This window comes from Glycocaulis sp., from assembly GCF_050485565.1.
Taxonomy (GTDB): domain Bacteria; phylum Pseudomonadota; class Alphaproteobacteria; order Caulobacterales; family Maricaulaceae; genus Glycocaulis.
In genome coordinates this window covers 321,175-343,620 of record NZ_JBJHBQ010000001.1, presented here as the reverse complement: position 1 = coordinate 343,620, position 22,446 = coordinate 321,175, and the positions used below count along the sequence as shown (strand labels likewise).

16 protein-coding genes and 1 riboswitch are annotated in these 22,446 nt (G+C 61.7%); of the genes, 7 read left to right on the top strand and 9 right to left on the bottom strand.

Annotated elements, in window-relative coordinates:
- Positions 1 to 205: 205 nt before the first annotated feature.
- Positions 206 to 376 (bottom strand): hypothetical protein, encoded by a 171-nt coding sequence (locus ACQ5ID_RS01490; RefSeq protein ID WP_429910707.1) that lies wholly within the window; start codon positions 374 to 376, stop codon positions 206 to 208.
- A 31-nt stretch (positions 377 to 407) separates the two neighbouring features.
- Positions 408 to 1,304, bottom strand: a complete 897-nt coding sequence (locus ACQ5ID_RS01485; protein WP_429910706.1) for an MBL fold metallo-hydrolase — start codon at positions 1,302 to 1,304, stop codon at positions 408 to 410.
- A gap of 104 nt (positions 1,305 to 1,408) precedes the next feature.
- Between ACQ5ID_RS01485 and ACQ5ID_RS01480 the strand changes: the two genes are divergently transcribed.
- The 4 genes from ACQ5ID_RS01480 to ACQ5ID_RS01465 all read left to right on the top strand — a co-directional run bounded on the left by ACQ5ID_RS01480 (position 1,409) and on the right by ACQ5ID_RS01465 (position 5,323).
- Positions 1,409 to 2,002 (top strand): SH3 domain-containing protein, encoded by a 594-nt coding sequence (locus ACQ5ID_RS01480; RefSeq protein WP_429910705.1) that lies wholly within the window; start codon positions 1,409 to 1,411, stop codon positions 2,000 to 2,002.
- Positions 2,003 to 2,167: 165 nt separating this feature from the next.
- On the top strand, positions 2,168 to 2,704 hold the full coding sequence (gene fabA, locus ACQ5ID_RS01475; RefSeq protein ID WP_429910704.1) for a 3-hydroxyacyl-[acyl-carrier-protein] dehydratase FabA: 537 nt from the start codon (positions 2,168 to 2,170) through the stop codon (positions 2,702 to 2,704).
- On the top strand, positions 2,701 to 3,912 hold the full coding sequence (gene fabB / locus ACQ5ID_RS01470) for a beta-ketoacyl-ACP synthase I (protein WP_429910703.1): 1,212 nt from the start codon (positions 2,701 to 2,703) through the stop codon (positions 3,910 to 3,912). Before fabA ends, fabB begins: the two co-directional genes overlap by 4 nt.
- A gap of 352 nt (positions 3,913 to 4,264) precedes the next feature.
- Entirely contained in the window at positions 4,265 to 5,323 is a 1,059-nt protein-coding gene (locus ACQ5ID_RS01465) for a ribonucleotide-diphosphate reductase subunit beta (RefSeq protein ID WP_429910702.1), read from the top strand.
- A gap of 820 nt (positions 5,324 to 6,143) precedes the next feature.
- Here the strand turns inward: ACQ5ID_RS01465 and ACQ5ID_RS01460 are convergent.
- The 3 genes from ACQ5ID_RS01460 to ACQ5ID_RS01450 form a co-directional block, all read right to left on the bottom strand.
- Positions 6,144 to 7,442: a GmrSD restriction endonuclease domain-containing protein gene (locus ACQ5ID_RS01460; protein WP_429910701.1), complete on the bottom strand. Its 1,299-nt coding sequence runs from the start codon at positions 7,440 to 7,442 to the stop codon at positions 6,144 to 6,146.
- A gap of 51 nt (positions 7,443 to 7,493) precedes the next feature.
- Positions 7,494 to 9,389 carry a phosphomethylpyrimidine synthase ThiC gene (gene thiC, locus ACQ5ID_RS01455; RefSeq protein ID WP_429910700.1) on the bottom strand — a complete coding sequence of 632 codons (1,896 nt, stop codon included), beginning with the start codon at positions 9,387 to 9,389 and terminating at the stop codon, positions 7,494 to 7,496.
- Positions 9,386 to 9,898 (bottom strand): hypothetical protein, encoded by a 513-nt coding sequence (locus ACQ5ID_RS01450; RefSeq protein WP_429910699.1) that lies wholly within the window; start codon positions 9,896 to 9,898, stop codon positions 9,386 to 9,388. Before ACQ5ID_RS01450 ends, thiC begins: the two co-directional genes overlap by 4 nt.
- A riboswitch (TPP riboswitch) is annotated at positions 9,893 to 9,993 on the bottom strand. It overlaps the preceding gene by 6 nt.
- Before the next feature lie 253 nt (positions 9,994 to 10,246).
- On the opposite strand from ACQ5ID_RS01450, the gene ACQ5ID_RS01445 reads away from it, so the two are divergent.
- On the top strand, positions 10,247 to 11,413 hold the full coding sequence (locus ACQ5ID_RS01445; RefSeq protein ID WP_429910698.1) for an acyltransferase family protein: 1,167 nt from the start codon (positions 10,247 to 10,249) through the stop codon (positions 11,411 to 11,413).
- On the opposite strand, the gene ACQ5ID_RS01440 is transcribed toward ACQ5ID_RS01445, so the two are convergent.
- From ACQ5ID_RS01440 to hslV, 3 genes are all read right to left on the bottom strand, one after another.
- Positions 11,404 to 11,796 (bottom strand): hypothetical protein, encoded by a 393-nt coding sequence (locus ACQ5ID_RS01440; protein ID WP_429910697.1) that lies wholly within the window; start codon positions 11,794 to 11,796, stop codon positions 11,404 to 11,406. The genes ACQ5ID_RS01445 and ACQ5ID_RS01440 overlap by 10 nt on opposite strands.
- A 206-nt stretch (positions 11,797 to 12,002) precedes the next feature.
- On the bottom strand, positions 12,003 to 13,226 hold the full coding sequence (locus tag ACQ5ID_RS01435) for a dipeptidase (RefSeq protein WP_429910696.1): 1,224 nt from the start codon (positions 13,224 to 13,226) through the stop codon (positions 12,003 to 12,005).
- A 97-nt stretch (positions 13,227 to 13,323) separates the two neighbouring features.
- Entirely contained in the window at positions 13,324 to 13,875 is a 552-nt protein-coding gene (hslV, locus tag ACQ5ID_RS01430; RefSeq protein ID WP_429910695.1) for an ATP-dependent protease subunit HslV, read from the bottom strand.
- A 160-nt stretch (positions 13,876 to 14,035) separates the two neighbouring features.
- On the opposite strand from hslV, the gene ACQ5ID_RS01425 reads away from it, so the two are divergent.
- Positions 14,036 to 16,615: a valine--tRNA ligase gene (locus tag ACQ5ID_RS01425; protein WP_429910694.1), complete on the top strand. Its 2,580-nt coding sequence runs from the start codon at positions 14,036 to 14,038 to the stop codon at positions 16,613 to 16,615.
- 12 nt (positions 16,616 to 16,627) lie between these two features.
- Here the strand turns inward: ACQ5ID_RS01425 and ACQ5ID_RS01420 are convergent, their stop codons facing one another.
- Positions 16,628 to 20,410, bottom strand: coding sequence for a PAS domain-containing protein (locus ACQ5ID_RS01420; protein ID WP_429910693.1), 3,783 nt, complete (start codon positions 20,408 to 20,410; stop codon positions 16,628 to 16,630).
- Positions 20,411 to 20,557: 147 nt separating this feature from the next.
- Here ACQ5ID_RS01420 and ACQ5ID_RS01415 point away from each other — a divergent pair, with 147 nt between their 5' ends.
- Positions 20,558 to 22,384, top strand: a complete 1,827-nt coding sequence (locus ACQ5ID_RS01415; protein WP_429910692.1) for a dipeptide ABC transporter ATP-binding protein — start codon at positions 20,558 to 20,560, stop codon at positions 22,382 to 22,384.
- The last annotated feature ends 62 nt before the right edge of the window (positions 22,385 to 22,446 follow it).

Sequence of the window (22,446 nt, the reverse complement as noted above, 5' to 3'; positions counted from 1 at the left end):
GTTTTTAACTTCGTCTTCCCGCATTTCATCAGCTCGAAAGCACAAAGAAACGCCTTCCCTAATTTTGTTACGTACATAACGCCTCGATCACTCAGGGGAATCGCAATATATATTGGAGCGCCATTGTTGGGAATTCTAATTATAAACGTTGTGCTGTTTATCTACTTGAGCATCAAATGATTTTGATTAAGAATTAATATGCCCCTCACCGCAGCCGCGTTGTCTTTTTCTTCTTCTTGCCCGCGCCTTGCGCCGTCATCACCAGCACGCCGGTGAAGCCGAGGGCAAACAGAAGGCCGACAATCGCGCCCGCCACCCAGCTTTCCATGAGCAGGGTGAACAGGAGCGCCAGCAGCACCCCTGTCCCGATGGGCAACACCATCACCCTTAAGGGCGGCAATTTGGGCTTATTGCGTGAGGCCGGTGATGTCACGATAGAAGGTCCATGTCATGCGTTCTGTGGTGATGAAACCCCAGTTCCATGCATCATGGAAGTCGCTTAGCGGATTTTCTTCCTGAATGGCGGCGAGATCATGGCCCGCCTCCACCAGCGCAGCCACGCGCGCCCTGCCCTCGATCAGCATGTCGCGGCTGGCGATCAGGTCATCGCGGCTGGAAAGCGGACCGTGGCCTGCGATGAAGCGGGTCTCCTCGTCGCTAAAGCCGATAATCTCGTCCAGAGCCGCAATGAAGCCCTCCACAGAGCCGCCTGCGTCCAGATCGATGAAGGGATAACGGCCGGAGAAGAGAAGATCGCCCATATGGATGATATTGGCGTCAGCGATATTGACGATGATGTCGCCATCGGTGTGCGCATTGGCAAAGTGCAGAACCTCGCCCGTCACGCCAAAGCGCGTCAGCATCATGGCTTCACTGACAAGGATATCCGGCAGGAAGGCCTCATCCAGCGCCTCGGGCGTATTGCCGGTCAGCTGATTCAGCACCGGGTTGGCGAGGCGCTCGGCCACATTGCGGTGGGCGAGGATGCTGGCTCCCAGCGCCGCGAAATGGGCGTTGCCCAGCACGTGATCGCCGTGGAAATGGGTGTTGATGACCAGCGTCGGCGCACGTCCGCCGCTGGCCGCGCGCACCGCCGCTTCCAGATCATCCAGGAAGGGCGGCATCTGCGTATCGATCAGGATGATGTGATCCCCCGCATCGATCAGGCCGACATTGCCGGCGCGGTCATTGGCGATCATGTAGATGCCGTCTCCAAGATCGGTCGTTTCAAAACCGTTCTGGGCTATGGCTCCGGCAGTGAGCGCCAGGCTCGTGGCAATGGCGGTGGTGATGGTGCGCAGCATGAGGTGTCTCCCTTTTCCTGTGTCAGCCAGCATACGTGGTGCGGCAAAAACCGGTGCCAAGCTTAACCTCGAATTCACCACCGCGCGCCAGTTTCTTCCTCCTGATGACCCGCTGCGCCCTTGCCCCTTTTCTGCTTGCTGTCACCGCTGCTCTGGCGGGTGCGCCTGCCTGGGCGCAAGTGTGTGATACGCCGTCGGGCCAGCCCGTGCCGCGCTTTGTGACGCTGAAATTCTCCGAGGTGCGCGGGCGCATCGGCCCCTCGACCAGCCATCCGGTGCGCTGGGAGTATCGCCGTCAGGGTCTGCCTGTGGAGATCGTTGCCGAAACCTCCGACTGGCGGCGTGTGCGCGATCCGCTGGGCGAGGAAAGCTGGATGCACCGGCGCACCCTGTCTGGCCGCCGCGCAGTCCATGTGGTCCAGGAGACCGGGCTGCACACGCGTCCGGATGTCGAATCGCCCGAGACCGCGCGGGCCGAACCCGGCGCGATTTTGTGGCTGGAGCGCTGCCGTTCAGGCTGGTGCCGCCTTGAATCCGATGGTGTGCGCGGCTGGGTGATTGCGGCCTATCTGTGGGGTGCCTACGCCCATGAACAGGCCGCCACGCCAGACCCGGACGCCCCGGCCGGCCCGCCCTGCAATGGCGCGCGCAGCGCGGCACAGGAAATTGCGGCGGCGCAGGACGTTTCCGGTCTCTAGATATTGTCCGGCTGCATCGGGGGGAGACACAGACGCTCTACCCGGTCTAGATTGCCCCCAATCCGCAGGGGCAGGATCCGCGCGAACCGCCCTTCTAGTCCCCCTAGCCGCTCCGGCGCGTAAGCGCGCGCCTTGCAAGGTGTGGCCAATCAGGCAGAGACACGCATGTCACAATACCCCGGCAGCTTTGATTATGACGCTCTGATCGAGTGCGGAAAGGGCCAGCTTTTCGGCCCCGGCAACGCCCAGCTTCCCCTGCCGCCCATGTTGATGATGGACCGCATCACGCACATTTCCGGCGAAGGCGGAAAGTATGGCAAGGGTCAGGTCGTGGCCGAGCTGGATATCAACCCCGATCTCTGGTTCTTTGCCTGCCATTTTGAAGGCGATCCGGTGATGCCGGGCTGCCTCGGCCTTGATGCGATGTGGCAGCTTGTGGGCTTCTTTCTTGGCTGGTCAGGTGCACCGGGCAAGGGCCGCGCGCTGGGTGTCGGCGAGGTGAAATTCACCGGCCAGGTGACCCCGGACGTCAAGAATGTGCGTTACGTGATTGATCTCAAGCGCGTCATCATGCGCAAGCTTGTGCTCGGGCTGGCCGATGGCGTGGTCGAAGCCGACGGGAAGGTGATCTACACCGCAACCGATCTGCGCGTGGGTCTGTTCAAGCCAGAGGACATGAGCAAGTCAGGAGTGCCTGCATGAGACGGGTCGTCGTCACCGGAATCGGGATTGTTTCCTCTATCGGGGAAGACAAGGACAAGGTTTCAAAGGCCTTGCAGGCCGGTAAATCCGGCGTGGTCGCCGCGCCCGAATACACCGGGCTGAACTTCAAGTGTCAGGTGCATGCCCGCCCGCCAGTGAAGGCAGCCGACCATGTCGACAAGCGCGCCATGCGCTTCATGGGCGAGGGCGCAGGCTGGGCCTATATGTCGATGGAGCAGGCCATCGCCGATGCCGGCCTTGAGCCGGGCGATGTATCCAATCCGCGCACCGGCCTTATCGTCGGCACGGGCGGCCCCTCCACCGAAGCCATCGTCACCGCGGCTGACATCACGCGCGAGAAGGGTCCGCGCCGCATCGGCCCGTTCGCGGTGCCAAAGGCCATGGCCTCCACCGGCTCGGCGACGCTGGCCACCCCCTTCCAGATCAAGGGGCTGAATTATTCGATCAGTTCGGCCTGCACGACCTCGCTGCATTGCATCGGTGCGGCGGCCGAGCAGATCCAGTGGGGCAAGCAGGACGTGATGTTCGCCGGCGGCGGCGAGGAGCTGCACTGGTCGCTTTCCAACCTGTTTGACGCCATGGGCGCGATGAGCTCGGCCTATAATGACACACCTGAGCGCGCGAGCCGGGCCTTTGACAAGGACCGCGACGGCTTCGTCATCGCGGGCGGGGCAGGCATTCTGGTGCTGGAAGAATATGAGCGGGCGAAAGCACGCGGCGCAAAGATCTATGCCGAGATTGTCGGCTATGGCGCGACGTCCGATGGCCATGACATGGTCCAGCCCTCCGGCGAGGGCGCGATCCGCTGCATGCAGAACGCCATTGCCGAGGCGGGCGGGCGCAAGATCGATTATATCAACCCGCACGCCACCTCCACGCCCGTCGGCGATATCAAGGAGATGGGCGCGCTGCGCGAACTGTTCGGCGATAATGTCCCGGCGCTGTCGGCCACCAAGTCGATGACCGGCCACTCCCTGGGTGCCGCCGGTGTGCAGGAGGCGATCTACTGCCTCCTGATGATGCGCGACGGCTTCATCGCCCCGTCCATCAATATCGACAATCTCGATCCTGAATTTGACGGCCTGCCCATCGTGACGAAAACCACGAAGGCCGAGATCACCACCGCCCTGTCGAACTCGTTCGGCTTTGGCGGCACCAATGGCACGGTGATCTTCTCGAAGGTGTAGGGAGAGTTTTCTCCTGAACGCTTCTCATTTCGTCATTCCAGAAAGCGCGTCAGCGCTTATCTGGAACCCAGCGCTTCTCGAAAATACTGGGTTCCGGCGTGCGCCGGAATGACGAGGAGTGTGGGTTGGGACCCAGCTAAAATCCCACTTTTCCACCGCCAAGCTCATCACATTTTCACGTCTGGCGCACACTAGGGGTGGACGTTAGGCTCCGCTTAACCACTATATCTAGATGCTATTGACGGATGGTGGGCTGATTCACGCTGACGCGGGGCAATTGCTGCCTTGCCGTGCGCGGCCGATGCGCCACCATCCTTACCGCATGTGAAAGCAGAGGAATCAGAGACCCGCCATGAGCACCGGCCCCATCATTTCCAGCGACCGCCCCGGCCTGTTGACGCCCAGCTTTGCCTACAAGCCCTTCCGCTATCCGTGGGCCTATGAGTACTGGAAGCGCCAACAGCAGGTGCACTGGCTGCCTGAGGAAGTGCCGCTGGGCGAGGACTGCAAGGACTGGGCGACCAAGCTCACCGATGGCGAGCGCAATCTCCTGACCCAGATTTTCCGCTTCTTCACGCAGTCGGACGTGGAGGTGGGCGCGAACTACATGGAAAACTACATGCCGCTCTTCAAGCCGGTTGAAGTGCGCATGATGTTGGCCTCCTTCTCCAACATGGAGACGGTCCACATTGCGGCCTATGCGCTGCTCTTGGAAACCATCGGCATGCCCGACACCGAATTCTCCGCCTTCATGGAGTATCAGGAGATGTCGGCCAAGCACGATTATCTCGGCAAGTTCGGCGTGGAGACCGACCGCGATATCCTCACCTCCATGGCGGTGTTTGGCGGCTTCACCGAAGGGCTGCAGCTGTTTGCCAGCTTTGCCATGCTGATGAACTTCCCGCGCTTCAACAAGATGAAGGGGATGGGCCAGATCGTGTCCTGGTCGGTGCGCGATGAGTCGCTGCACTGCGAGGGCATGATGAAAATGTTCCACACCTTCGCCGAGGAGACGGGCGCTTATACCCAGTCCGTCAAGGACGACATTATCGATTGCTGCAAGACGGTGATCAGCCTTGAGGACAAGTTCATCGAGCTGGCGTTCGAGGCCGGCGAGGTGGAGGGCATGACGCCGGACGATATCAAGAAATATATCCGCTATATCGCCGACTGGCGCCTGCAGCAGCTCAAGCTCCCGCCTGTCTATGGCGCGAAGGAACATCCGCTGCCCTGGCTCACCGAAATCCTCAACGGGGTCGAGCACGCCAACTTCTTTGAGGCGCGCGCCACCGAATACTCCAAGGGCGCCACCAAGGGCGACTGGCACGGCGATGAGGGCGTGTGGTCAAACTTTGATCAGTGGGTGTCAAACAAGCGCACCCTGCCGACCCAGGCCGAACTGGCCGAGTAGGGGCTGCGGTTCATCCGCACATGCGGGGGGTAAGGCGCAGAGCGCCGAACCACCGAAAGGTCGGAGGGGGAGCTTGCTTTGAGTTGCCCTCCCCTCGTCATTCCGGAAGGCCCGTCAGGGCCTATCCGGAACCCAGAGCCACTGGCAATCGCCTGAGCCCTATGATCTCTGGATCCCGGCTCTGCGCTTCGCTTGGCCGGGAACCCGGTGTTTATCACCGCGCCTCTCAACCGGGTTCCCGGGCTTGACCCGGGATCCATTCTTCAGTTCTACAATGCATTTCCCGCCTGCGCGGCACGGGGAAACGCCCACTTGCCCCCCACTTATCCCCCTCCGTTCATCTTGCCGCATAATAGCCAGCGTTCATCTCCGGCAAGACGGCGGTCCGGAATGCGTCCCGGCCGGGAGATGAAGCGGTGACTTGAGACGGGGTGCGCCCTGATGTCAGGCCAATGCCGGGCATCGACGCAGGGCGCATCCTCAGGTTCAGGCGGCCGGCAGAGCGGAAAACCGTAGCGGGCGCGGCTCGTCTCACCCTTGCGGACGGCTATACAGGTCCAGCTGGACCGGCTGACCCTCGGGAGGGCTTGCTGACGTCACGGAGGCTACGGCTATAGGACAGCGTAAGGTATCCGCCCCGGCTGAAGAAACACCCGCGTGCGGGCGGCCTTGAGAGGGCCCGTTTGAACGTTCGCGATTGGCCATCCCATGGCCGCCCGCGCCATCCGTCCCATAAACCCCGCCCGGAAACCGGCGGGGATGGGGGTGTTGCTACAACTTTTACACGGCGGGGTATTGTCTCCACGACACTATCTTCCAACTATCTAGCCAATGACTTCTTTCCCTTTTCGAGGTTGCAATTAACGCAGAGTGCTTGCGCGTTCTCTAGATTTGTTGCGCCACCCGACGACCATGGAATGACGTGATCAGCATGCATTTCATCAATATCAGGAAGTGGTCTTTGGCAGTGGGCGTTAGAACATTGGCGGCCTGACCGTATCCATATTACATAGCGTTCGTCATCCGAAAATGATCGCGTTTTGTCTTTAATCGCAACATCAGGATTTTGCTCTAAAAAGTACCGAGTTAATATTCGAGCGCGATCGCGCATTGACTCGACATCATTCGTGCCCTGCTGCATCAATCTCCCATACTCAACCAAACGAGGGTCCCTGTCGTCTTCAGCGAGCTCTAAATTACGAATTCGGTCGGCGTGAAATTTTTCAAGAAAACCCCTGATTTTTTTATGTATTTCATCATGACCATAATCTGACATAATTATCTTTACCCATGCATAATATAGCTGGGGATAAGATTGTTTTGATAAAAGAGGATCATTGGAGGAAAATATTCTAGATAAAACTTTGATATTCTTTTCTACGCGTGTCCGCAATCCATCAATTTCGCCAGTAGAAAGTGAGCGACCTTTATCGACCATTTGATCCAGAAATTTTTTCTTGAGATCGCAATAGTATCCCGCCCCTTGTTGATCGGTTTGCTCAAGTCTAATTATTTTTGCTGCAACTTCATGGTATGACATTCTCTTATCTTTAAAAGAAAGCATAGCGTTTAATTTATCATTCTTGGCAATGTCCCTTACAAGGTAAATCATAGCGCCGCCCATCGCATTTCGCTTTTCGGCAGCATTAAGAGGCTCCCCGTTATTTAACCTAGAAAACAACTCCTCAATGTCATCCTCATCGGCATCAGAAACCTCAACAACATCAATCGTCTGGCTCCTCAAAAACTCCTTTTGATTTTCACTCAACTCTGAAAATCGGCGGCCTCCAATAGGCGGCCCATCGCCTCCAAAAAATTCTGGGTCTCCCGAGAATTTAAAATCTGAAGCCAGCGCGAACTCGTCAGAAAGATATCCAAGAACGGCGCTCAAACGCTGCTTGCCGTCCACAACAGCAAATCTATATGGCCCTTTTTCTATGGACTTATTGTGGAAGTATAGCTTCGGAACGTCAAATCCGTTAAAAATACTATCTAAAAAAAGCTGTTTTTTTTCATCTGACCATATGCCTGCCTCACGCTGATAAGGGGGGCTCAAGTCGATACGATTCTGCTCTAGTCTGAGCTTTCCAATGTTCCAAGGTTGAGTTGTACAATGCATATTGAATCCCTGCCTTCCTTGGGGGCAAGCTAATTGGGGTAGCGATACCTGTCACTCCCCCTTCAAATAAATCTCCCCACCCATCTCTTTGAACTTCTCGCTCATCTCCGCCATGCCCTGTTCGGCCTCGTCCTTCGAGACGGGGGCTGAGGCCCCCTCCTCAGGATGAGGGGCGTTGGGTGCGCGCGCCGTGCCGAACTGGTCGCGAATATCCTGCGTGATCTTCATCGAGCAGAATTTCGGCCCGCACATGGAGCAGAAATGGGCGACCTTATGAGCCTCTTTGGGCAGGGTCTGGTCATGGAAATCGCGGGCCGTATCAGGATCGAGCGAGAGATTGAACTGGTCCTCCCAGCGGAACTCGAAGCGGGCGCGGCTTAGCGCATCATCGCGCAGCTTGGCCGCCGGGTGGCCCTTGGCGAGATCGGCCGCGTGGGCGGCGATCTTGTAGGTGATGACGCCGGTTTTCACATCATCGCGGTCTGGCAGGCCCAGATGCTCCTTCGGCGTGACATAGCAGAGCATGGCGGTGCCGAACCAGCCGATCATCGCCGCGCCAATGCCGCTGGTGATGTGGTCATAGCCCGGCGCAATATCGGTGGTGAGTGGCCCCAGCGTGTAGAAGGGCGCCTCGCCGCACACTTCGAGCTGCTTTTCCATATTCACCTTGATCTTGTGCATGGGCACATGGCCCGGCCCCTCGATCATCACCTGACAGCCGCGCTCCCAGGCGATCTTGGTCAGCTCGCCCAGCGTCTCCAGCTCGGCAAACTGGGCGCGGTCATTGGCGTCCGCGATGGAGCCGGGGCGCAGGCCGTCGCCCAAGCTAAACGACACATCATAGGCGCGCATGATCTCGCAGATTTCCTCAAAGCGCTCATAGAGGAAGCTCTCCTTGTGGTGGGAGAGGCACCACTTGGCCATGATGGAGCCGCCGCGGCTGACGATGCCCGTCACCCGGTTTGCGGTCAGCGGCACGTAAGGCAGGCGCACCCCGGCATGGATGGTGAAATAGTCCACGCCCTGCTCGGCCTGCTCGATGAGGGTATCGGCGAAGATATCGAAATTGAGATCCTCCGCGATGCCGCCCACCTTCTCCAGCGCCTGATAGATCGGCACCGTGCCGATGGGGACGGGCGAGTTGCGCAAGATCCATTCGCGCGTGTTGTGGATGTTCTTGCCCGTAGAGAGGTCCATCACCGTGTCCCCGCCCCAGCGGATCGCCCAGACCATCTTGTCCACCTCTTCCTCAACCGAAGAGGCGACGGCGGAATTGCCGATATTGGCGTTGATCTTTACCAGGAAGTTCCGCCCGATCACCATGGGCTCCAGCTCGCCATGGTTGATGTTCGCGGGGATGATCGCCCGGCCGCGCGCGATCTCTGAGCGCACAAATTCCGGCGTCACGAACTCAGGTACCTCCGCGCCAAAGCTCTCCCCGTCGGCATGGCGCTCGGCCGCGCCCGAAAGCGCGGCAGCCCGGCCGAGATTTTCCCGCTCTGCGGCGTAGATCATCTCTTCGGTGATGATACCTCGCTTAGCAAACTCCATCTGCGTGACGGGGCCGGTGCCGGTACCGCGAAGGGGTGTGTGACGCACAGGGAAGGCGCGCGCGAGATACTTGCCGGTAGCTCCGCCATTATCGAGCGGGGAGAGCGGACGGCCCTCATACTCCTCCACATGCCCCCTTGCCTTCACCCACGCGGTGCGGGTGCGGGGCAGGCCCTTTTCCACATCGATGTTCACCGCAGGATCGGTATAGGGGCCGGAGCAGTCATAGACGCGCACCGGCGGCTCCATCGCCGTCGGGTGCAGCTCCACCTCGCGGTGCGGCACGGCCAGATGCGGCGCGTCTGAGGGTCGCGAATACACGCGGCGCGAACCGGCCAGCGGCCCTGTGGTGACGGTGGGGGTGGGAAATTCGGACTGGCTGACGGGCTTGTTCATGAGGGGCGTCCTAAGGCTTGGGTGATTGTGCGTTCGGCGGTGTCGATATCGGCGAGGTCGTAGAGGATCAGTGCGTCGCTATCGCTTCGGATGTAGATTTCGAGATTGCGCCCGTGCCGCGCTACGGCTTCCACCGCACCGGGCAGGACCTGGGTGCGCCAGTCGGTGGTGGCATCCCACGCGACAAGGCGCTGATTGGTCAGCACGTAATGCGGCTCTGATCGCGCGCGTTCGCGGCGTTTTTTCAGGCCGGTGATCACGATGACGGCTATCGCCGCCAGCAGGGCGATGGCAAACGCACCGATTGCGAGCTGTGCCGGCAGGTTGGTCTCGACCAGCAACCACAGGCACAGGCCCAGCAAGACAAAAAAGAAGATAATCGCGGGAAGGACGTAATCGCCGACAAGGGCCACGGTCCCGGGTGAAACGCGCCGCGTTCCCGGCCCGGCAGGGCGGTCCTGCCAGATCACGGTCTCGTCCTCGAAAAGGATATCGTCCAGATCACTCATCGCCTGCTCCATCCCGACGCCGGCATGACCCGGATCCGGTCCTGAGGGTGCTGTCTCAGCCCCGTGACCATCACGGGGCGCCCCTTGGAACTTCTGCCCCGCACCATGGTGGAATCGGAACTGCGGCGCAAGGGGAGGGATGTCGACGTCCCCTCCCTGCGTCATTCCGGGCGGCGCTCCCCGGCGCGTAGCGCCGCAAGCGCGAACGCGCGCCCGCGACATTTCGCGGAACATCGCAACGCGGATGCGTTGCGGAACTAAAGAGGGCGGGCTCATGGTTAACAGTTGCCTTGCCTTTCGGCACACGTTTTGCGTGCACTCCTTGACGCACAATCAGGAGTCGCAAAAATGGACACCTACACTCAAACGCTCTTCGCCCCCGGTCATGGCCGGCTGGAGGATCAGGACAATCTCTTCACCCCCATGCGCATGGCGTTTGCCGGCATTGTGCTCTATGCGCACGCGCTGATGATGGTGCTGCCCTGGCCGGTCATGGGCCCATGGGCGCAGATGGTGGATTTTGCAGGCCAGCATGCGCTGAACGCCTTCTTCGTCCTCTCCGGCTACATGATCCTGGCCAGCCTACGCGCCTCGCGCTCGGTGCTGGCCTACGCCATCAACCGGGTGTTCCGTGTCTTCCCGCTCCTCATCGTGGTTACGTTGCTGACCATGATGATTGTAGGTCCCGCCCTCTCCGGCATCGCCCCCCTCGATTATCTCGCGCGCGTTGAAAGCTGGGCTTATGCGCTGGGCGTCATCTCTCAGGCCCACCCCACCGCGGCTCTGCCCTTCGAGGCATCAGGCATAGAGGCCGCACAGAGCGCCAACGCGCCGCTCTGGACGGTGCGCTATGAGCTGATCGGCTATGCGGGGCTGGGCGCGCTGATGCTGATGGGCGCGTTGCGGTATCAATGGGTCTTGCCGCTGGCGCTCGCGGGCGTGATTGCGGGCAGCGCGATTCACGCCAATACCGGCTATGCCGGGCCGCACCCGGAGGGCGTCTCGGCGGCCCTGCGCTTTGCCACCGGCTTTCTGATCGGCGCAGTGTTGTGGGACTGGCGGGACCGGATAGGGTTTAGCTGGGCGCTGGTGCTGGCAGCTGCATGCGCAGCCATCGCCACTTTCGGCACGCCCTTCCACCAGAGCTTCGACATTCTGGCGACGGCCTTCCTCGCGCTGCGGGTGGGGTATCTCAAAGTTCCCGCGACGCGAATCTGGCAGCGCATCAAGGCGATAGAAGACCTCTCCTACGGCATCTACATCATCCACTGGCCTGTTGGCCTGATGCTGATGGTGCTTGCAGGGTCCATCGGCTGGCAGCCGGGTACGACCAGCATCGCTGTATTGATGACGCTCGTTTCCGTCGCCCTTGCCTGGCCGCTACGAGTCTTTGTGGAGCGGCCCTTCCAGCGCTGGGGCAGAGCTGTCGCCCGGGGGCGCTGGGCGGTGCGCGTGACACCGGCACCAGCGGTTGAACCCCCGCCCTTTCCCCGCCGGACGCAGGCTCACCAGTAGCCGAAACTGCCTGCCAGCAGGACGAGACCGAGTATCGCGGCAACACCGCCCCAGATCAGCGAGACAGCGGGGCTGGTGAACCAGGGCGCGAAGAAGCCCATGAAGCGGTTCTGCAGCCAGAGGATAAGCGCGCCTTCGGCAATCGCGGCCCAGCCGATCAGCGTGACAATGATGGCCAGCGGATTGTCCCAGCGCGTGTGCGTGGCCGCGATCACAAGGCCAATCATCAGCGCGATCAGGCCCATCGTTACAGTGAGGCCGATATTGTCGTTGAGGCTCGCAAGCAGGCGGGCGATGAGCGTGCGGTCGATCAGCATCGCCGCGCCCATGACCAGCATGTAGCCGCCCAGAATCTGGGCAAGGATTACAGTTATTTCAGCCATGATGGCACCTCCATCACAGCGCCGTCCCCAGCCATAAAACGCTACGCCCGGCGGGGCGGGGGTGCAAGGGGGTGAAGCAAAGCCCTCGTCCTTCGAGACGGCCTTCGGCCTCCTCAGGATGAGGGCTTTGGGGGCTTTTTCCCCTCATCCTGAGGGCGAGCGAAGCGAAGCGTCTCGAAGGACGAGGGGAAAAGCGTCGGGAGTGCCTACCTCGCAGCCGCCGCTTCCACGCCGCGCATGACGCGTAGCACATTGCCGCCCCACAGCTTGGCGATGTCTTCCTCCGAATAGCCCCGGCGCAGCAGTTCCGCCGTCACGTTCGGGGTTTCGGATGCATCGTCCCAGCCGCGCACACCGCCGCCGCCGTCAAAGTCCGACACGATGCCGACATGATCGATCCCGGCGACAGCGACCGCATGGTCGATATGGTCTGCCATGTCAGAGACGGTCGCGTCAGGATACTCTGCGCGCATGGCGCGCAGGCGGGTCTGGTAGGCTGCGCGGTCTTCCGGCGTCATGCGCTCCCAGCCACCCGGCTGGTCAAGGCCGACCTCACTGCGCAGTTCGGCGATGGCGGCGGTCAGGCCGGGATCGATATCGCGCAAGTAAGAGCGGAAAGCGACGATCTGGGCGACACCGCCATTATCGCGGATCGCTTCCAGCAGCTCATCGGTCAGATTGCGTGGATGGTCATATACCGCGCGCGCGCCCGAATGGCTGGCAATGATCGGCGCGCGTGACATCTGGATCGCTTCCATCGAGGTGCGCGGGCCGACATGGGAAATATCGACCATGATGCCGTGATCGTTCAGCAGTTCGACGAGACGCCGGCCAAGATCGGTCAGGCCCGGATCCTCCATCGGATCACCGGCAGAGAGGTCCGGGTTGGAGCTGCCGCCAAACTGGTTGTTCCTGAAATGGGTGATGGAGGCATAGCGCGCGCCTCTGGCAGCCCAGAGCGGCACCTCCTCCTCGATATTTTCGCCCATGAAATAGCTGTTCTCGATGCCGATAAGGGCGATCAGACGGCCGGAGGCGTAAATCTCTTCCACCTCGTCGGCCGTGGTGGCCAGCGCAATGCGCTCAGGGTTGGCGCGCACCATGCGGGTAATCGCCTGATAGGTCTCCTCGGCGCGGGCGCGGGCGGTGGCATAGCCCTCTTCGTTGAGATCGCGCTGCTGCACATAGACGATGAAGAAGGCCGCATCGAGCCCGCCAGCGCGCATTTTGGGCAGGTCCACCTGCAGGCGCGTCCAGGTATTGGGATCAATCAGATGCGTGGCATAGCCGGTGGGGATATCGACATGGGTGTCGATGGTCAGGATGCGGTCATGAATCTCGCGCACCTCCAGCTCGGACAGTTCCTGTGTCAGAGCCGCTCCGGCGATGAAGGGCGCGATGGCCGCCCCGGCGATGAGTTTGCGCAGCATGATGGCCGCTCCCCTATTGCTTCGGTCGGGGGCAGCTAAGTCGCTGTCGCGCCGCAGGGCAAGGGTGTGGGTGTGGTTGGAGGCCGGCCTGTCCCGGCTAGCCCAGCCGCTCCACGGTGAGATTGCCATTGGAGAACACGCAGATCTCGGCGGCGATCTCCATCGCCTTGCGGGCGATCACTTCCGGGTCTTCTTCGTAGGAGAGAAGCGCGCGCGCGGCTGACAGCGCGAAATTGCCCCCCGACCCGATGGCCGCGATGCCGTGCTCGGGTTCCAGCACATCGCCCGCCCCGGTGATGAGAAAGGTCTCGTTCGCATCCGCCACGATCAGCATGGCTTCAAGGCGGCGCAGATAGCGATCCGTGCGCCAGTCTTTGGCCAGTTCCACGCACGCCCGCGCCAGCTGCCCCGAATGAGCTTCCAGCTTGCCTTCAAGGCGCTCAAAGAGGGCAAAAGCGTCGGCGGTCGCGCCAGCGAACCCTGCGATCACCTTGCCGCCGCCAATGCGGCGGACTTTTCTGGCGGAGGATTTCACCACCGTATTGCCGATGGAGACCTGACCATCGCCCGCCATGGCAACGGCATCGCCCTTGCGCACGCAGATAATGGTGGTGCCCCGCCAGCCGGGAAAGGCGCGCTCTTCGCTCATGGGTACAATGTCCTTCGTCAGTCGCGTGAGCACAGACATGGCCGGTTGGTGCTGGCAGCGCAAGGCTTGAAGCTGGCGCGGCCCGGTTTGACGCCTGCCAAAAATCGTCTAGGAGAAGCGGCTCTCCATTGCCTGTCCCGTCACACATGAAGGCCGCCCCATGAAGCCGTTTCCCGACCGCTATAAGCCGCAAGACGCTGAAAACGAGTGCAATGCGCGCTGGCTGAAGGATGAAGCCTTCAAATGGGATCCGTCACTGCCCGCGGACAGCGATTACGTGATCGACACGCCCCCGCCGACTGTCTCCGGCACGCTGCATGTCGGCCATGTCTACAGCTATACGCAGGCCGACATCATGGCGCGCTACTTCCGCATGGCGGGCAAGAACGTGCTCTATCCTATCGGCTGGGATGATAATGGCCTGCCGACCGAGCGGCTGGTGGAGAAGAAGAAAAAGGTGCGTGGCGGCACGATGGCGCGCGAGGAATTTGTCGCGCTCTGCCGCGAGGTGATCCCCGAATACGAGCAGCAATTCCGCGATCTGTTCACCCGGCTCGCTTTGTCGGTCGACTGGAGCCGGGAATACCAGACGATTTCGGATGAAAGCCGAACCGTCTCGCAAATGTCCTTCCTGGACCTCTACAAGAAGGGCCTGCTGGAGCGCCGCCTTGAGCCTACATTGTGGGATCCGGCGGACCGCACGGCGATTGCGCAGGCCGAGGTGGACGAGACCGAGCGCGAAGGCAAGCTGAACTATGTCGCCTTCGCCATTGAAGGCGGCGGTGAACCTGCCGTCATCGCGACGACCCGGCCCGAACTGATCGCGGCCTGCGGCGCGCTCATCATCCACCCTGAACACAAGCGCGCCAAGGAACTGGTCGGCAAACGCGCCATCACGCCGCTTTACGGCGTACCGGTGCCGATTGTCGCCGACGATACGGTGGACCCGGAAAAGGGCACCGGCATGGTGATGTGCTGCACGTTCGGCGATGTCACCGACATCCAGTGGTATCGTACCCACAAGCTGCCGCTTCGCATCGTCATCGGGCCGGACGGCAGGATGATCGAGCACCTGCCCATCGGCTCTGATGACTGGCCGAGCGTTGATGCAGAGGGTGCAGAAGCCACCGTCGCGGCGCTGGCAGGCCAGAAGGCAGAAGCGGCCAAGGCCGCCATTATCGAGATGCTGCGCGAGAAGGGCGTGCTGTTAAAGCAGGAGACGACCCATCAGGTGGTGCCGGTGGCTGAACGTTCAGGCGCAGCGCTGGAGATCATCGTCACGCCGCAATGGTTCATCCGCACGCTGGACTTTAAAGAGCAGATCCTCGCCAAGGGCCGGGAGATCACCTGGAAGCCGGAATACATGCGCCAGCGGTTTGAAAGCTGGGTTGAGGGCCTGAAATGGGACTGGGCGATTTCGCGCCAGCGCCATTTCGGCGTGCCTCTGCCGGTCTGGTATTCGCGCCGTCCGGGCGAGGAGGGCAAGGTCATCGTGCCTGATGCCGCCGACCTGCCCGTTGATCCCACGGTCGATCTGCCGCGCGGCTATACACGCGACGAGGTGGAGGGCGAGCGCGACGTGATGGACACCTGGGCCACCTCCTCGGTCAGCCCGCAGCTTGTCACCCGCTCGATCAATGAGGATTTCGCGCTGGATCTTGATGTCCACAAGCGCCTCTTCCCGATGAGCCTGCGCCCGCAGGCTCACGAAATCATCCGCACCTGGGCCTTCTACACAATCGTGAAGGCGCTCCATCACCAGCAGACGATCCCCTGGAACACGATCGCGATCTCCGGCTGGTGCCTTGCGAGCGATGGCTCGAAAATGAGCAAGTCGAAGGGCAATATCATCGATCCGGTAAAGTTGCTGGACGAATACGGCGCGGACGCCGTGCGCTATTGGACCGGCACCTCGCGCCTCGGCCATGACACGGCGCTGGCGCCGAACGTGCTCTCTCAGGGAAAGCGCCTCGTCACCAAGCTGTGGAATGCGGTGAAGCTCGCCCACATGGCGCTGGAGCAGGCGGACATTTCGCCTGTCTCGCCCAAAGCCGATATCGAGGCGGGCCTCATCACCCATCCGATGGATAAATGGCTGCTGGGCGAGCTTTCCGAAACGGTAGAGAAGGCGACCAAGGCGTTTGAAGCCTACGAGTATGCGCAGGCTTTGCGCGTGACGGACGATTTCTTCTGGCGCACCTATTGCGACAATTATCTGGAGATCGTGAAAAGCCGCACCCGGTTTGAAGGCAAGCCCGATGCCGGTCAGCTCTCTGCCCTGCACACGCTCTGGCATGCCAGCCTGATCCAGCTCAAACTGTTTGCGCCCTTCATCCCTTACGTCACCGACACGCTGCACGATGTGCTCGCAGGTAAGGGCGATGCCGATACCCGTACGCTCCACGCGCGCGGCAACTGGCCCAAACTCGATGAGCAGGCTGACAAGGACGGCTTCCGCGCCGAGGGCGATGCGTTCGTCTCGATCCTCGCCGGCGTGCGCAAGGTGAAGAGCGAGCTTCAGGTCTCCATGAAGGCACCCATTTCGGTGCTGACCATCGTGGCCGATGCCGATGGCGACGTGGCCAGCCTGATCGGGCCCGTGGTGGAGGATCTCAAAGCCGTCACCAATGCGCTGGAAGTGCGTATGGGGCTTGCACCTTCGGACGCACGCACCTCGCTCTCGCCCGACGAACGCTTCACCATCGCGCTGGAAATGGCCCCGGCGCAAGAGGAGGCGTAGGAGGCGGCAGCCTCAGGCTGCGCGTGATCCGCCGGCGGTCTGTTTCACCGGCAGGGTGAAATGGAAGCTGGAACCCTTTCCGGGCCGGGTTTCCACCCAGATGCGTCCGCCATGGCGCTCTACCGCCTGCTGGCAGATGGCAAGGCCGATACCGGTGCCTTCGTATTCCTCGCGCCCGTGCAGGCGCTGGAAAGGCGCGAAAATTTTCTCGGAAAAGCGCGGATCAAAGCCGATACCGTCATCGCTGACGGTGAACAGCCACTCATCGTTCTGCCGGACGCAAGAAACGGCGATATTCACCCCTTTGTCCTTGCGGTATTTGAGCGCGTTGGACACCAGATTCTGGATCAGCAGGCGCAAAAGCGTGGGATCGCCTTCAACGGTCGGCAGATCGTCTGCCTCAATCCGGGCCTTGGCGTCGTTCACCACCAGTTCCAGCTCGGCAAGTGTCTCGCTCAATTCCCGGTTCATATCGACCTGACGCAGGTCCAGCGCCCGCTTGGACGCGCGCGAATAGCTCAGCAAATCGTCGATCAGGCGGCGCATGCGCCCGGCAGCGTCGACCAGAAATTCGAGGCTCCGGTCCGTTTCACTGTCCAGCATGCCCTGATGGCGGCGCTTGATGAGGCTGGCGAAGGCAGAAATCTTGCGCAAGGGTTCCTGCAAATCGTGCGAGGCGACGGCGGCAAACCGGTCCAGCTCGCGATTGGTGCGCTCAAGTTCCTCGGCGTAGCGCTGGAGCTCCCGGTCCTTGGCGAGCTTCTCGGTCACATCAATGCTGATGCCGTGGACCGCGACGGGCGTGCCGTCCGGGTCAAGCTCTACCGTTGCCGACGATACGATATCGATGACGCCGCCATCGGCCTTCACCATCTGTGCGTAAATATTCTCCATGCCGCCGGCAGCTATCAGGGCGTCCATTCCGCCGAGGCGCTCCATCGTGGCGCGCGAGGCGGGGGTCAGGAAGTCATGGTATTGCCGGCCAATGACGTTCCCGCGTTCATAGCCGGTAGAGGCCAGCCAGTACTCGGACACATCCATGACATTGCCTGCCGGATCCAGAGAGGCCAGCATGACGGGCGTGGTCGCGTAAATCTGGCGGAGCCGTTCGCGCTCGACATCCAGCGCCTCGGCGAACTGCTTTTCCGCCGTGATGTCGATCACCACACCGCCCGAGCGTATCGGCTTGCCGGTGTCATCCCAGGCGGTAGGCTGTCCCTTGGATCGCACCCAGCGCCAGTTTTCCCCGTCGCGCAGCCGGTAATCAATGGGACCGGCAGCCTTGCCCGCCATGATTTCGGCGAGCGCCTTGCGGGCCAGCTGGCTGTCGTCGGGATGAATTATCGGCTGCCAGTCGGCCGCCTCCAGCGTGTCATCGCCAATTCCGCGGCCCATCCATTCCAGTAGCCGCCCACGTACCGACTGGACGCCGGTTTCCAGGTCGATACTCCAGATGGCCGACAGGCCCGCATCCATGGACTCGCTCAGGCGCCGTTCGCGCTCCTCCAGTTCCAGCTCGAGCAGGCGGCGCGAGGTGATGTCGACGAGTGTTCCTATGGCTTCCAGAGGCTCGCCTGTCTCGCCATATGCACTGACGCCGCCGCGATCCTCGATCCAGCGCCAGCCGCCCTGCCCGTCGGCAACCCGGTAAACCGCATTCAGCGGTTCACCCGTCAGCATGCCCTGCACGCCCGCTTCGCACAGATGGCGGTCCTCGCTGCATAATAGCTGGCGCCATTCATTAAGGTTCAGCCGCCCGTCATGGCCTGCGGGGAGCCCCATGAGAAGCCGCCCGAACTCTGAAAGCTCCACAAGCTCATCGGCTATGTGCAGCCGCCACGTACCCTGATGAGCGCTCTCCAGCGCGCGGGCAAGCCGTTCCTCGCTATGTGCCAGGCTTTCTTCCAGCGCCTTGCGGTCAGTGATGTCGAGTACGATGCCCGCGCAGTCAGCCCGGTGGCTTTCGGGGCCGAGACGGCTGGCGCGCCCCTCCACCCAGACATACTCGCCGGTCCTGCCATCCCTGAGGCGGTACTCGATTGTCCGGCTCTCCCCCGGCGCACTCTCCATGATGGCGCGCGCCGATTGGTCGAGAGCTTCGCGGTCGGCAGGGTGCACGCAGGCCCGCCAGCGCGAAAGAGGAATCCAGCCCGTCTGTTCGTCAAGGCCGATCATCGCGCGGATTTCGCCGCGGGGCAGAAGCTCGCCAGCGGTGTAGTCGACTTCCCACGCGCCAAGCGTGGCCGCAGAAACGGCATGGGACAGCAGCCTCTCACTGTCGGCGAGGCGGCGTTCCTGTTCCTTGCGCTGTGTGGTTTCGGCAAACACCCCGGACGCGCGCAAGGGTTCGCCGTTACTGGTCTGTGCGCTGACACCGCCGCGCAGGCTCAGCCATATCCAGTGTCCGCCGGCCGTGCGGACGCGGAACTCGGCATGGGTGTTGCCCAAACTAGCCATGGCCTCCAGCGCATCGCGAACCCGCTTCTGGTCCACCCGGTGGATACGGTCCCTGAATTCGTCTGCCGGCAGGGTGATCTGGCTTCCGGCCAGCCCGATAGCGGCGAGGACCGGGCCGGAGAGTGTCACTTCGCGGGCCACATAGTCGTAGGACCAGCTGCTGAGACCAGCCCGGTCGAGAACACCGGCAAGATCGCTGTCGAGCGCCTCTACGATCTCTTTGCGGTGGTGGGGCAGCTCGTGCCAGAAGCCGAAAGCCTTCATGGACCGCCGCGCGCCGTCGGCTGACGGTTCCATGTCTCCCCAGCTTCGATACCAGAGCCAGTGTCCGCTTTCGGTGCGCATCCGGAAGGTTTCATCATAGTGTCCGCCGAACTGCAGACCCATGAAGGCGGCGTAAACCCGGTCAGAATCGTCGGGGTGCAGCCGGCTGCGCAGCAGGTTCTCGGTTATCTCCTGGGGGCCGGCTCCTGCGCCCAGCGTGAGGGTTACCGGCCCTTCCATCATTCCCTTGAGCGTCTCGAAGTCGAACGTCCAGCTGCTCAGGCCCAGCCCGCCGGTCAAAAGCGTGATCTTGCGGCTTTCTATGCCGGCGCGTGCCTCGGCGCGTTCATCGGCCGTCACATCGTGAACAAGTCCGGTAATGCGTACCGGATTGCCGTCTCCATCGCGCTCCACGACACGCACATCATGGCGCATCGGCACCCAGCCGCCATCGCGCGTGCGCATGCGGCAATGGAAGCTTATCACCGTATCCGCACTGGACGGGTTACCTCTCAGAACAGCGCGCACGCGCGCCAGATCGTCCGGGTGCAGAAGGGAAAGCCATCGCGCCAGCCGGACAGGCTGGTCTGCGCCGCCCGGCCCGACAAAACGTTCGAGCAAGCCTGACACCACGACTTCGCGAGACCGGAAATCGACGCTGTAGGCACCCGCACTATGCTCCTCGAACGCCATGGCGACGCGCTGGCGCGCCGCACGCAGCTGCTCCTCGCGGCGTGACATGTCGACAGCCGGTTCCAGCGTGACGAGGCGCATGCCTGGCTGGGTCCGGCGCACATGCAGGCGTACCGCGCGCGGTTCATCATCAACGCCGCGCAGCAGGGCGCTATCCACCAGTTCGTCGGCATGGGCCGTCCGCGACTGCTTCCATCGCGCCGTCAGCCCGTCAAGCGGGTCGCAATAGAGCTGGGCAAGCCCGGTTCCGGGCGTGACCTGAGCGGTGAACTCGGCCCTGAAACGTGCATTGACGGCGACAATCCGGCCATCATCATCAAGCAGAAGGCATGCGCCTGGCAGCGCGTTGAACGCGTGTTCAAACATATGCGCGCTGGCCATTGTCTGCCTTGTTCCGCTACGGCCGGGCCGATGCGAATCAGCCCTTTGTGTGCATAGTAATGGAAGGAATATTAAGCAGGGGCTATCGTCCTGGCTGATCCAGCAATTTGGGCAGTTTGCCCGGCAGATATTTGAAGTGAGGACGGATTGACCGACGCATCTGCGCCGATCCTTGAAGTTCGTGGCCTGAACGTGCGCTTTGATACGCCCGACGGCGAAGTTCATGCGGTACGCGGCATCGACCTTGAAATCCGTGCCGGCGAATGCCTGGCGGTGGTGGGCGAGTCCGGGTCGGGCAAAAGCCAGACCTTTCTGGCCGCGATGGGCCTTCTGGCATCGAACGGCAAGGCGCAAGGCTCCATCCGCTATCGCGGACAGGAAATTCTCGGATTGCCGCCCAGACAGCTCAATCGGGTGCGCGGCAAGTCCATGACGATGATTTTCCAGGACCCGCTGACCTCGCTGACGCCGCATATGCGCGTCGGCGACCAGATGAAGGAAGTTCTGGCGGCCCATCTCTCGCTGAAGGGCGAGGCGGCCGAAAAACGCTGCATGGAGTGGCTGGACCGGGTGCGCATACCCGAGGCCGCACGCCGGCTGCGCCAGTACCCGCACGAATTGTCGGGCGGGATGCGCCAGCGCGTGATGATTGCCATGTCGATGCTGTGCGAACCCGACCTGCTCATCGCCGACGAGCCGACGACCGCGCTCGACGTGACGGTTCAGGCCCAGGTGCTCGACATCATGGATGAGCTGAAAGCCGAAACCGGCGCAGCCATTGCCCTGATTACCCATGATATGGGCGTGGTGGCGCGCATGGCCGACCGGGTGCAGGTGATGCAGAACGGTGCCTATGTGGAAACGGGCACGGTCGATCAGGTGTTTGCCGAGCCGGCCCATGCCTATACGCGCATGTTGCTCGATGCGATGCCGCGTCTGGACCGGCCGGACCGGATTACCGGCCCGATCACCCAGACCCGCAAGGCGGTTGAAGGCGAAAAGCCCGTTCTGGAGGTAAAGGACCTCAAGGTCTGGTTCCCGGTGCCTGACGGAACGGGCCTGTTTCCGAAAATGACCCCGCTGAAAGCCGTTGACGGTGTCAGTTTTGATCTCCTGCCCGGTGAGACAATCGGCATTGTGGGAGAGTCCGGGTGTGGCAAGTCCACGCTTGCCCGGGCGGTGTTGCGGCTGGTGGAATCCACTGACGGTGCCGTCAGCTGGATCGGCACCAACCTGCTGGAGAAGAATGCGCGAGACATGCGCCAGGCGCGCAAGGACATGCAGATTGTCTTCCAGGATCCGCTCGCCTCACTCAATCCGCGCATGACCATTGGCGCGTCGATCGCCGAGCCTCTGCTGACCTTCCGGCCCGGCTTAAGGGCAAAAGAGCGTGATGACGCCGTGCGCGCGATGATGAAGCGGGTCGGGCTGGACCCTGACATGATCAACCGCTACCCGCACGAGCTGTCCGGTGGCCAGAACCAGCGCGTCGGCATTGCCCGCGCGATGATCCTCAACCCCAAACTGGTCATCTGTGATGAGGCGGTATCGGCGCTGGATGTGTCCATCCAGGCTCAGATCATTGACCTTCTGGCAGACCTGCAGCGCGATCTGGGCCTGTCCATGCTGTTCATCTCGCACGACCTGTCTGTCGTGCGCGAGGTCTCTCACCGCGTGATGGTGCTGTATCTGGGCCGGATCGTGGAGTTTGCCACGCGCGATGCCATCTATGATGATGCCCGCCACCCCTATACCCGCGCGCTGATCTCTGCGGTGCCGATCCCCGACCCGCAGATCGAACGCAAGCGCGAGCGCATCAAGCTTTCCGGTGACCTTCCCAGCCCGCTGGACAGCCGTGCGCAGCTGCGTTTCCTGAAATCACGCCTCACCGATGGTGAAAATACCGAGCAGTACCGCCCGCAATTGCTGGAAGTCACGCCTGGCCACTGGGTCGCCGAACATGATCCGGTCTGATATCTGACAAAGCCGGTTGTGACGCCTTTTTCATTTGAAGCCCGGTCAGTGTGCCTTAGTTT

What these genes read in the sequence shown, in the direction of transcription:
- ACQ5ID_RS01485 (WP_429910706.1), bottom strand. Translation starts at nt 1,304, where the DNA reads ATGCTGCGCACCATCACCACCGCCATTGCCACGAGCCTGGCGCTCACT.
- ACQ5ID_RS01480 (WP_429910705.1), top strand. Translation starts at nt 1,409, where the DNA reads ATGACCCGCTGCGCCCTTGCCCCTTTTCTGCTTGCTGTCACCGCTGCT.
- fabA (WP_429910704.1), top strand. Translation starts at nt 2,168, where the DNA reads ATGTCACAATACCCCGGCAGCTTTGATTATGACGCTCTGATCGAGTGC.
- fabB (WP_429910703.1), top strand. Translation starts at nt 2,701, where the DNA reads ATGAGACGGGTCGTCGTCACCGGAATCGGGATTGTTTCCTCTATCGGG.
- ACQ5ID_RS01465 (WP_429910702.1), top strand. Translation starts at nt 4,265, where the DNA reads ATGAGCACCGGCCCCATCATTTCCAGCGACCGCCCCGGCCTGTTGACG.
- ACQ5ID_RS01460 (WP_429910701.1), bottom strand. Translation starts at nt 7,442, where the DNA reads ATGCATTGTACAACTCAACCTTGGAACATTGGAAAGCTCAGACTAGAG.
- thiC (WP_429910700.1), bottom strand. Translation starts at nt 9,389, where the DNA reads ATGAACAAGCCCGTCAGCCAGTCCGAATTTCCCACCCCCACCGTCACC.
- ACQ5ID_RS01450 (WP_429910699.1), bottom strand. Translation starts at nt 9,898, where the DNA reads ATGAGTGATCTGGACGATATCCTTTTCGAGGACGAGACCGTGATCTGG.
- ACQ5ID_RS01445 (WP_429910698.1), top strand. Translation starts at nt 10,247, where the DNA reads ATGGACACCTACACTCAAACGCTCTTCGCCCCCGGTCATGGCCGGCTG.
- ACQ5ID_RS01440 (WP_429910697.1), bottom strand. Translation starts at nt 11,796, where the DNA reads ATGGCTGAAATAACTGTAATCCTTGCCCAGATTCTGGGCGGCTACATG.
- ACQ5ID_RS01435 (WP_429910696.1), bottom strand. Translation starts at nt 13,226, where the DNA reads ATGCTGCGCAAACTCATCGCCGGGGCGGCCATCGCGCCCTTCATCGCC.
- hslV (WP_429910695.1), bottom strand. Translation starts at nt 13,875, where the DNA reads ATGAGCGAAGAGCGCGCCTTTCCCGGCTGGCGGGGCACCACCATTATC.
- ACQ5ID_RS01425 (WP_429910694.1), top strand. Translation starts at nt 14,036, where the DNA reads ATGAAGCCGTTTCCCGACCGCTATAAGCCGCAAGACGCTGAAAACGAG.
- ACQ5ID_RS01420 (WP_429910693.1), bottom strand. Translation starts at nt 20,410, where the DNA reads ATGGCCAGCGCGCATATGTTTGAACACGCGTTCAACGCGCTGCCAGGC.